Raw genomic sequence first — 11,342 nt, 5'->3', positions numbered from 1 at the left:
ACCCGTTTTCTACCTGCTACCAAAGCGATGCCTAAGGAAATGCTTCCGATTGTAGATAAGCCAACCATTCAATATATTATCGAAGAGGCTGTAGCATCTGGGATTGAAGATATTATTATCGTTACTGGTAAAGGTAAAAGAGCTATTGAGGATCATTTTGATTACTCATTTGAGCTGGAGCATAATCTGGCAGCCAAGGAAAAATGGAATCTGCTCAATGAGGTGCGCAAGCCATCAGAGATGGCAGACATCCACTATATTCGTCAGAAGGAGCCCAAAGGTTTAGGTCACGCTATATGGTGTGCACGTAAATTCATAGGGGATGAGCCTTTTGCTGTACTTTTAGGTGATGACATTGTTGAGTCTGAGAATCCATGTCTCAAACAGATGATGGACGTTTTCGACGAGTATCAGCGCTCTGTTGTAGGTGTAAAGCAAGTGGATTGGAACGAGGTTCATCGTTACGGGATTGTTGAAGGGCATGCACTTACCGCCAAAATCTCGGAAGCAGAACGTCTGGTAGAGAAGCCGAAGAAAGAAGAAGCAACCTCCAACCTGGCGATCATGGGACGCTATATCTTGACGCCAGATATTTTCGACATCCTTGGTCAGCAATCCGCTGGAGTAGGCGGGGAGATTCAATTGACGGATGCATTGTCCAAACTGGGTGAAAAGAATCCGATCCTGGCCTACGAATTTGATGGAAATCGCCATGACGTTGGAGAAAAGTTGGGGTTCATTGAAACAACCATTCATTATGCTCTGCAACATGATGAGATTAAAGATGAAGTACTGGCCTATATGAGACAGGTTATTGATGATATTGATCAACAAAAATAGGACGTAGCTTTAGTATATCTTTCTTGCTTAGTATGAAAAAGAGGCTGCCAAATGATGTAATATCATGGCAGTCTCTTTGTGTTGCTCTATTTCTCCGATTTCAACTGAGCAATTAGCTCTTTCTCCTTCGGATCAGCTTTTATCAGTTTATCGTATAAAGCTTTGTCATCCTGCCCCTGCTGTTGAAGGGCAGCAACGTAATAGCGAGCCACCTCACGATTCGTAGCATTACTCAGGTCGTCCTTCAAGCCGTTTTTGAGGATGTTGGCAGCCTCCGCAGGCTTACCTGACATGAACTCGATTTTGCCAGCACTGAGCGCAATGCTTGGGGTTACTTCAAAAGTACGTGTCAATTGAATTTCAGGTGGAACCGTCTTAATATGAGCTATCCCATCCAGAACCTGCTGGTAAGCAGCAAGACCTGCTTGGAAATATTTCTGCTCCTTGGCCGTGTCCTTTTGCTCACGCGCCTTATCACCGAGAGAATAAGCTTGAGTGATCAGCAGATTGTACCAGTCATTGTCCCATCTAAAGTTGGAGATGTTATTTTCCAAAATGCTGAGAGCCTGCTCATTCTCACCCTTTATTTGTAAAAGGTTAATTTTGGAGCTATACATGAATTTATTATACGGTTCTGCTTTCAGGCCCGTATTTAGCACCTCTATTGCAGCATTATAAAATTCCTCTTTTTTCGTTTGCTGATAAACACTCTTGTACAGTGCAGCCATTCTTATAACCGAATCCGGATGTGTAGGACGAAGTTCAAGATCTTTATTAATAGCACTTTGAATTTCCTCAAATGACGTGCTGGCTGCCATGATCTGTTTGCCATATGTGGCAGCATTAGCCGATTGCACGAAGCGAAGACCTGCAAAGAGCAGCACAATGCTCAGGATACCAATAACTCCACTGTACATGATCCGGAAACCGGAAGCGCTCATGGATAGGCGTTTAAGCGGCTTGCTGTCTATAGCAGCGGCCATACCACCAAGACTCATAAATACCAATATGCCCATGAACACGTAACTGAGATTAAAGTCCAACAAGCTATGAAGTAAGATCGAGAGTGCCAAAATAAGATACAGAAAGTGAGAATCCCGATCTTCATCATTTTGTCTAATATAGCTACGAATATATTTGTAGAAAATATATAAGATGAATGACATGAAAATCACGAAACCGAGAATACCCACTTCAACTAAATACTGCATGAAAAAGTTATGGGCCTGACGGCTAGTATAAGGATAATCTTGATACTTTTCATACAAAGTAGCCCAACCGCCACCACCGGTGCCAATGACAGGGTAATCTTTGATCAATTTGGCAGCATCCTGATAGAATACAAGCCGCTCCAGTACACTATGCTGCCGGAAATTGATGTTTTCTAACCGGACCTGGACGTTATCAGGCAGTACGCTGCGCAGGCCAGTTCCAATAAACAGAAAAGCCAGCAAGCCAATCACCACAACCGATCCGACAGGCAGCCACAGGTTGGATAACTTTCGGGAGGTCCACCCTGTGAGGGCACTCTCCAGCTTTGGTGCCAGATAACGTTCAACAAGCCACAGTACGACAGCAACAGCAAGGGAGACACCAATAAGTAATCCCCAAGCCTTGGCCGCCTCTCCGCCGTTGTAGGTCTTATTGAGTTGTAATCCCATATTTGTAATCGGAGTCAAGATAGATATTGACGCTACACCTGCAATGGCGCAATGTAAAATCCATATAATCTGGCGTGCAGGTTTAAAGAAAAGCAAGAGCAGCACGAATACGACTGGCAGCATAACCAGACCGCCACGTGACAGGGTCAGGAATAGCGAGACCAGAATTGGTACCAGCATGAAGCCATGAGTAGCTTTGCCATACCATGATTTTGATTTCATCAGACAAAAAACGGCTGCGAATAGGAAAGCCATTAGAAAAGCGGCATATGTATTCGCATATTGGAACACTGATGTCAACCGAAGCCCATTTGAATCTGTCATGACTGCATTGGTATAGCGGTCATGATACACATATTGGCTAAGCCAGCCCACCAGCTTGCCGGCAAGTACCCACTGTCCGAACCAGTTGATAAAGCCAAAGCCGACAATGACATAAGCAACGGTCATAATCACATTGTGAATAATCTTATTGCCTAACCGATCTTGGAGTAGATAGATTGAGATGATAAACAGAGCGGCATAGATGCACTGCACTACTACCATATTCATTGCGAGATAATGAGAAGCTGCTGAAATTAGCGAAAGTACATAAGTCAGGGGAAGCAGCAGTACCAATACAGCCAGCCAATCCCTTTGCTCTTCCAGCTTGAATTTCTTATAATAGGTTACGATTCCTAAAATCAATAGAATCGTGCAGATGATCAAAGCCCAATACAAAGGCTTCTCAAAGTCGAGCATTTGCCCATTAAAAAGTGCAGCCTGGAAGGGGGCCCAAGCTAAAAACAGAATGATGCCAACAATTAACACCCAAAATATAGCCGGCCTTTTATCGTCACGGGTCGACGTTTTGGCCTGTTTCCCGTATACTGGATTCGACAAGGTTTACAATCTCCTTTTCTTGTAGATACGTCAATATTTTAGCATAATGACGCGATGGAACCAACTAGCAGTATATCAAGGGGATATTCGGTTGTTTAGTTGAAAACTTAATTATAGGAAGAAGAGATCTTAAGTATGTATTTAAGAACAACACTAAAAAGTATTTTCAACCATAAATATCTAATTAAGAATTTTATGATCAAGGATTTAAAAAATCGCTACCAAGGTTCCATGATGGGTTTCTTGTGGTCAATCATCCATCCGTTGACCACTCTTGCAGTCTACTCACTAGTTTTCTCATGGATGTTAAAAATGAGAGTGGGTATGGAACTGGGGACCAATAATTTCACACTGTGGATGTTTGCAGGTCTACTCCCATGGATTTTCTTTTCAGAAACCCTTAACCGTTCTACTTCAGTTGTGCTTGATAATAGTAATTTAATTAAAAAAACGGTTTTTCCTTCTGAAATTTTGCCGATTTCTTTGTTGCTTTCTAACGCGGTGAATTTTTTAATAGGTTTTCTAATATTAATTGGCGGGATGTTTTTCTTAGGTCAACATGTCTCTGGTCTTTCGTTACTTTATGTATTGGTATATATATTCCCTTTAGTTTTGTTCACTCTAGGGTTTTGCTGGTTGTGTGCCAGTTTAAATGTTTTCTTTAGAGATTTGGGACAACTCGTAAGTGTAGTATTGAATATCGTTTTTTATGCCAGCGCAATTATATATCCTATACATGTTGTACCACAAAAATTCCAAGGTTGGTTTTTCTGGAACCCGTTAATACATGTGGTACAAGGAATAAGAGATGCTTTGTTTAAATTACAGTTTATTGACGGAAGTGAAATTATTTATCTTTATACTTTTTCAATTATAGTGTTTTGCTTGGGGCAATATATATTCCAAAAATCGAAAAAAGGATTTGTTGATGTACTATGATGAAAAACGACTTGGCAATAGAAATTGAAAACATAACGAAGACCTATAAAGTATATAACAAGCCTTATCATAGATTACTGGAAATCTTCAATTTAGGGAAAAAAAATACTGAAATAAACGCTCTGAAAGGAGTCTCTTTTAAAGTAAAAAAAGGAAAAACATGCGGTATAGTTGGTCCTAATGGTTCTGGAAAAAGTACACTTCTTCAAATCCTCACAGGAATTCTACAACCTACTTCTGGATATTTTAACGTAAAAGGTAGAATATCTGCGCTTTTAGAACTTGGTGCGGGTTTTAATCCGGATTATACTGGGAGGGAAAATATATTTTTATACGCTTCCATACTAGGAGTAGAGAAGAAGGAAATTGAAACGAAGATAGATGAAATAATTGATTTTGCTCAAATTGGTGATTTTATTGATAGATCTGTTAAAACATACAGCAGTGGTATGTATGTGAGGTTGGCATTTGCGGTTGCTATCAATGTAGACCCTGATATTCTCATTGTTGATGAGGCGCTCGCAGTAGGAGATGAGAGTTTTCAAAGAAAATGCTTTAGAAAGTTCGAGGAACTAAAAGAAAAGGGCGTCACTATATTGTTCGTAACTCACAGTTTGGGGCTAGTTAAGCAATTTTGTGATGAAGCCGTTCTAATTTATAAAGGGGAACTTATTGAGCAAGGACACCCGAATTACGTCATAAATGTATATACTAAGCTTATTGCTGAAATGGAAAATGGAGTGAAAGCCACTAAGCCAACAAAAAGAAGTAAAGATATCCCGATTTTGGGCGAATCAAAATTGTTGGATAGCAAACAAGCTCCTTCTGAGTATAGATACGGCAATGGGGAAGGGAAGATTATATCCTTTAGGCTAGATGGCGAAGACGGGAATAAATCGAGGATATACAGGCATGGGGAAAAAATAACAATCTCCCTTAAACTCCAGTATTACAAGGATACTTATTCTTCTCTTGCTGCCTATACAATTAAAACTGTTTCGGGGGTCGAAATAACCGGAACGAATACCAGCTTCGAGGGTTTGGATTTAAAAAATTATAAGAAGGATGATATTTTAAACGTCGTCTTTACTCAAAATACAATATTAAATGCAGGAGATTATGTAGTATCTTTGGGATTTATTGAATTAGTTGATGATAACATCGTAGTCATGGACAGAAGATATGATGTTTTAACTTTTAAAGTCGCAGAAACCAAAAAAGCAGCCGGTCTAGTAGATCCTAAAGTTGAAATAAATATTAGCAAAGTAATGGATAACTTAACTTTAGAGAGATCGGAGTGATCTTATGAATGATTTATTCAAACAAATCTATCCTATGCATGAAGGAATTTATTTATGTTCTGAAAGTGGGCATTATTATTCGGACTTAGATAATAAGCGGATGAGTAAACTAGTTGCTGAATGTATCTCTAAAGGATGGAGAACGGCTGTTAAAGAAAATTTTTATGATAATCCTTTTTTATTTAATATCATTACAGATGAATCCAGAGCAGATTGGCAGTATTTATTGCCGTTAAATGAAGAATCAGTTGCACTGGACATTGGGGCTGGATGGGGGACTATTTCCGTCCCGATCGCACGTAATATTAAACATGTTGTTGCATTGGATGGAACCTTAGACCGTCTTCAATTTCTGTCTACCAGAGCAAAGCAAGAAAATATAGAAAATATTACGGTTATTCACGCAGACATATTCAAGCATCCTTTTAAAGAGGAAAGTTTTGACTTAGTTTCCTTTAATGGAGTTTTAGAGTGGGTGGGACTTAATGATCTGGGCCAGAACCCACAAGAAAGACAGAAAGAGGCTTTAAGAATAGCCTATAGTTTACTCAAACCTGGAGGCTATCTATACATTGGGATTGAAAACGCTCTGGGGCTAAAGTATTTACTTGGCGAACCTGACGATCATACAGGCATTAAATACATTAGTTATTTGAGCAGAGAAGAAGCCAACGAAATGAATCTAAAGTGGAATAAAAATGAATATAGTACCTATACGTACACAAAGCAGGGTTATCAGGAATTGTTGGAGCTTTCGGGTTACAGTAATGTTGACTTTTTCTATCCGCACCCTGATTACAAACGAATTGAATTTTTGTACAACCTGTCCGAAAAAAACGTATCGAGCTATTTAGTTGAATTTTTACGTTACACAAAATCCAGCTCTTCAATTAGTGAACGGGTAAATGATTTGGAGAAGTTTTTAATCGAATATGAACAGTTAAGTCCATTTCCTGCTTCTTATAGTATCTTTGCACGTAAGGAGGAGAACTAATGATACCTCAGATCAAAAATTATGTAGAAACAAATTGGAATCAATTCTTTGAGGCTAAACCCTCAAATCTCCAATTTCTTTTATTATCTAATCCTCAAGGGAAAAAGATCACTCATGGAAAATGCACAATACTTATTTTTAAAAACTACGAAACCAATCCTACCCTAGTCGCTAAATTTTTAAGAGATCGTAAGGGACGCCAGGAGAAGATCGTTGGAGAATATAAGATTCTTGATAAAATTAGTGGTTGGGGTCGTGCTCCTCAACCTTTTGATTTGTTAAGAATAAACAATCGGTACGTTTCATTTGAAGAATTTAAGCCAGGTATCTCCCTTAAGTCGAGATTGCAACGATTGGTCAACAAACTTTCTTTAAATAATTTAGAAGATGCTATTGACCAGGTTCGTTCAGACTTTCGTAATACCGGAGTCTTATTGAACGACTTTGGAAGCATAGAGTTGCCGATTCTAGAAGTGGATGAGAACAGTGACTATGCACATAGAGCACTAAAGAACTATAATGCATTAACTTCTTTATTAAGTTTGTCCGATAACAATCTTAAAATATTAAATGAGATGCTTGAGGATCATAAGGAAATCAATCTGCCGACAAAAATGGTGCATTTTGATTTAACCCCATCAAATATAATAGTAGATAAAGGGGAACTCAACCTTATTGATTTTGAATTCAGTACCCCTTCTAAAAGCTATTTTCTAGATCCGTTTAGATTTAGTTTTTATTATTTTTATTTACTTTATGAATTAAATTTGTTCCGTGGTCTTTCATGTGAAGCCAGCTTTTATCATTTTTTTGTGGAAAATGAAATCACACAGAGTATTGTCCATGAGTTCTTTGAGGCTACCATCGAAGGGTATAGGAAAGAATCATTTTTTAATCATATGTCTTTATTTTTGTTGAGTAATTTACAACTTCAAATAGATGAAACTGATTTTATTAATGATGACTTTGTTGTGCAAACCAATAACCTGTTGACTATATCGCTGGATGTTATCCAGAATAATGAAGTTAATTTGGCTATTTATGAGAGTAAAGTAGTTGAAATGACGGATGAAGAGGTTAGAATTGAGTACGGAAAATGCCAAGATGTAATTGCGAATTACGAAGCCGCAATCCAGGAAAAAGACCAACAATTGGAACAAAACCTCGAATATATAGAGCATTGTCATAAGGTGGTAGCCGAAAAAGACAAGGAACTATTGAAAAACACTGAATATATTGAGCATTGCCATGCTACAATTACTGAAAAAGATGGGCAATTAGAGGAGAATAATCGCTATATCTCCTTGTGCCATGATTCAATAAAAGAAAAAGATGAGCATTTAGCGGTTTTGGAAAGCAATAATATTGAATTGCAAGAGAATATACTGCAAAAAGAACAATTACTTGTGGACTTGAAAGCGCAGTTGTTGCAGCATGAACAGCTTATTGAGAGCTTACAAGAAAAACTGAATCAGAATCCAATTGTTAGAGCTTTTCAAGAATTCAGAAAAAGGTGAGAATTAAAAATGGAAGTGCGATCCTGTGATATTATCATTCCCGTGTATAATGCACCAGAAGAGCTAGAAGAATGTGTACAGTCATTATTCCGTTATACTAATTTAAAAGAAAATAGAGTTGTAATTATTAATGACTGTAGTCCAGATCCTAAGGTGAATGAATATCTTGATACCTTAGATCAACAGGAAGGTTTAATTATCCTGCAAAATGAAGAAAATCTAGGTTTTGTAGGTACGGTTAACAGAGGTATGTCCTTCTCACAGGAGGATGTAGTACTGTTGAATAGTGACACGGTCGTTACCGCTGGATGGTTGGAAAAGATAAAAGAGGTGGCATATTCAGATAAATCTATTGCAACAGTTACACCGCTAACAAACAATGGAAGTATTTGCTCTGTTCCAAAATTTTTGGAGGATAACTCAATTCCCGAGGGTTATACAGTTGAAAGTTTCGCACATTTTATTGAGAATATCTCTCTAAAAGAATACCCTGAAATACCTACAGCGGTTGGTTTTTGTATGTATATCAAAAGAGTGATCATCGATGAAGTCGGATTGTTTGATCAGGAAACTTTCGGTAAAGGATACGCAGAAGAAAATGATTTTTGTTGCAGAGTAATTGAGCATGGTTATAAAAATGTGCTTGATGATCACACATTTATATACCATAAAGGCTCTATGTCTTTTAAAGGTGATAAACTGGCCTTATTAAACAAAAATTTAAAAACTTTAAATGCCAGATATCCTTATTACGAGAAAAATGTTCATGATTTTATTGTTAAAAATCCATTGAAACGTATACATGAGAATATAAATATCAGATTACCACATTATGTTGATTCTTACAAAACTCGCGGCAATATACTTTATGTTCTTCACAATTTCTTTGACGAAAGTTATACTCAGCCAATTGGTGGAACAGAGTATCATGTTAAGGATATTGTATCCGAGTTACAAGATTATTACGCTTTTGTATTAGTGACGAATGGAAATGAGTTGGTGTTAAAGCAGTATCTTAAGGGGGATTTTATTGCAAAATATCATTTTCCTTTACATGATTCTATCTCTATACAACATTTTCATCATCAAGAATATAGTGAAATTGTAGAAAGAATTTTGGGGACGTTTGAGATTAGCCTTGTGCATATACACCATTTGATCAGGCATTCTTTTGATATCCCTCATATTGCTCATAAATTTAATATACCAGTAATTTTTACTTTGCATGATTACTATCTATTCAGTCCAAAGGTGAATTTGTTGGATGAGAATAATAAGTATATTTTAGAGAGTGGAAATGAAGAAGAAAAATTCAATTCCTCCTTGAGAGCTGCTTTTGGATTTCATACTCCATTTATAAAGAAATGGAGAGAAAAAGTTGAAGAGATGATTAGTAAAGTCGACCAATTTATTACACCTTGTGATTTTTCGAAAGATTTATTTATAAAGCATTTTCCCTCATTAGAAAGTAGGATTTCTGCTATCGAACATGGAGTCACTATTGAGAGTGATTTAACAGGCTCTGAAATTTCATATGTGAAATCAGAGGAAAAAGAGATTAAAGAATGGAATATTGGATTTTTAGGAGGGCTTGCACCTAATAAAGGTAGTGATTTGATTTATAAATTGATCACGAAATATTCTAGAAATAATATTAAATGGCATTTAATTGGTGGATTGGGAGACCAGAAATTAAATTTATTGAATCAAAGTAATCTCCAAAAGCATGGAGAGTACAAAAGAGAAGAACTGAGCCATATCATAAAACGATTGGATCTGGATTTGGTTTGTTTGTTATCTCCATGGCCTGAGACATTTTCTTATACGTTAACTGAAGCTTGGCTGCATGATATACCTGTCCTGGTTACTCCTATGGGAGCCCTTAAGGAAAGAGTTAATAAGGTCGGCGGTGGATGGGTATCCCAATCTCTTGAACTAAGCGATGTTATGAAGAAACTGGATGAAATTATTGATGATGGGCAAAATGAACTGGCTAAAATTAAAATTAATATTAGTGAGTATAAATATAAAACAAAATTAGAGATGGTAGCTCAATATATAGAATTGTACGATAGGTCCGTAGTTTCCAAAGAACTGACTAAAACAATAACTGTATTCGATAATGCCAATCTTCTTGTCTCTTTAAAATATTATTTCCCTCATGATAGTAATATAACATCACATGAGTATCATAACCAGCTTAACCAACTGGAAACAGAATTAATGAACATGAGAAACACAATTGGGTGGAAGGTTTTAACTAAGCTTAGAAACAATAATAAAGGTTCTTTGAAAATGGGAAAGAAGTTAATTTATTTTATTCTTAAGTTCAAAGCCTTAAAAAGATAGAATCGATGTAATTAGCATTTTTATATAAATATCCTATTAGCAAATTTGGACAGATAAATCCTGCTTTCCTTGTAGGATTTTTTCTTTTTTAGATTATCTATAGATTTGCTTGTGTTGGGCGTAATAATTCTAATGAAAGAGTTGATTATTTGAGCCAGAAATCAGTACTACTCGAAAATCGAATGATTGGTAAAGAGAATAATTTTGATTTTATGAGGCTTGCCGCTGCAGTTATGGTATTGCTTTCACATTCTTATCCAATCTCAGGGAATACAAATGAGTTTTTTGTTAAAATAACAAATGGTCAATGGCCACTTGGAGGAGTATCTGTTGCTATTTTTTTTGTTATTAGTGGCTTCTTAATAAGTATGAGTTTTAATAAAACCCCAAGTAAGTTTAGGTTTGTTTTCAATAGAGTATTAAGAGTTTTTCCGGGCTTGATATGTGCCGTTTTGTTTTCAACTTTCGTTATTGGAGCTGTTGTAACTAATAATACCTTAAATGATTATTTAACCAATCCTCAGACATATGATTATTTAAGAAGCTCATTTCTTTTTCCTATTTACTATGAGCTACCAGGTGTCTTTACTGGAAATATTTATCCTGGTTCAGTAAATGGATCATTGTGGACTTTACCTTATGAGGTTCTATTTTATGCATTGGTTTTGATTATAGGATCTATTGGCTGGTTCAGTCATAAAACTCGCGAATCCGTATTGCTTTTATTTGTACTGGTTTTATATCTAAATATATTCTCCCCTCATATTTTTGATAATTATAACTTTTACGGCATAAGTATGGGGAGCGCGAATTATCTTTTAGGCTATTTCTTGGCAGGTATAGTTATGTATTGCTATAG

At 36.8% G+C, this 11,342-nt stretch carries 8 protein-coding genes; 7 read left to right on the top strand and 1 reads right to left on the bottom strand.

The annotated features are described in order from the left end of the window. Positions 1–840: UTP--glucose-1-phosphate uridylyltransferase GalU (gene galU, locus C1I60_RS03260; protein WP_137060484.1), on the top strand; the 840-nt coding region annotated here is incomplete at its 5' end. An 86-nt stretch (positions 841–926) separates the two neighbouring features. Here the strand turns inward: galU and C1I60_RS03255 are convergent. After that, on the bottom strand, positions 927–3,383 hold the full coding sequence (locus C1I60_RS03255) for an O-antigen ligase family protein (RefSeq protein ID WP_137060465.1): 2,457 nt from the start codon (positions 3,381–3,383) through the stop codon (positions 927–929). Between the two features lie 135 nt (positions 3,384–3,518). Here C1I60_RS03255 and C1I60_RS03250 point away from each other — a divergent pair, with 135 nt between their 5' ends. The 6 genes from C1I60_RS03250 to C1I60_RS03225 all read left to right on the top strand — a co-directional run. After that, positions 3,519–4,322, top strand: a complete 804-nt coding sequence (locus C1I60_RS03250; protein ID WP_137060464.1) for an ABC transporter permease — start codon at positions 3,519–3,521, stop codon at positions 4,320–4,322. Next, positions 4,319–5,623, top strand: coding sequence for an ABC transporter ATP-binding protein (locus C1I60_RS03245; protein ID WP_137060463.1), 1,305 nt, complete (start codon positions 4,319–4,321; stop codon positions 5,621–5,623). The genes C1I60_RS03250 and C1I60_RS03245 overlap by 4 nt, the downstream gene beginning before the upstream one ends. 4 nt (positions 5,624–5,627) lie before the next feature. Further along, entirely contained in the window at positions 5,628–6,617 is a 990-nt protein-coding gene (locus tag C1I60_RS03240) for a class I SAM-dependent methyltransferase (protein ID WP_137060462.1), read from the top strand. Next, the gene (locus tag C1I60_RS03235; RefSeq protein ID WP_137060461.1) at positions 6,617–8,134 is read left to right on the top strand and encodes a protein kinase family protein; all 1,518 of its coding nucleotides are present in this window, start codon (positions 6,617–6,619) and stop codon (positions 8,132–8,134) included. Before C1I60_RS03240 ends, C1I60_RS03235 begins: the two co-directional genes overlap by 1 nt. 9 nt (positions 8,135–8,143) lie before the next feature. After that, complete coding sequence (locus tag C1I60_RS03230; RefSeq protein ID WP_137060460.1) at positions 8,144–10,483, top strand: glycosyltransferase; 2,340 nt, start codon at positions 8,144–8,146, stop codon at positions 10,481–10,483. A 149-nt stretch (positions 10,484–10,632) separates the two neighbouring features. Next, the coding region (locus C1I60_RS03225; protein WP_212734425.1) for an acyltransferase family protein at positions 10,633–11,342 on the top strand (710 nt) is incomplete at its 3' end.

Source organism: Paenibacillus terrae, assembly GCF_005217525.1.
Classification (GTDB): Bacteria; Bacillota; Bacilli; order Paenibacillales; family Paenibacillaceae; genus Paenibacillus; species Paenibacillus terrae_C.
The sequence above is the reverse complement of the archived record's forward strand: the minus strand, read 5'-3'. Positions and strand labels throughout refer to the sequence as shown.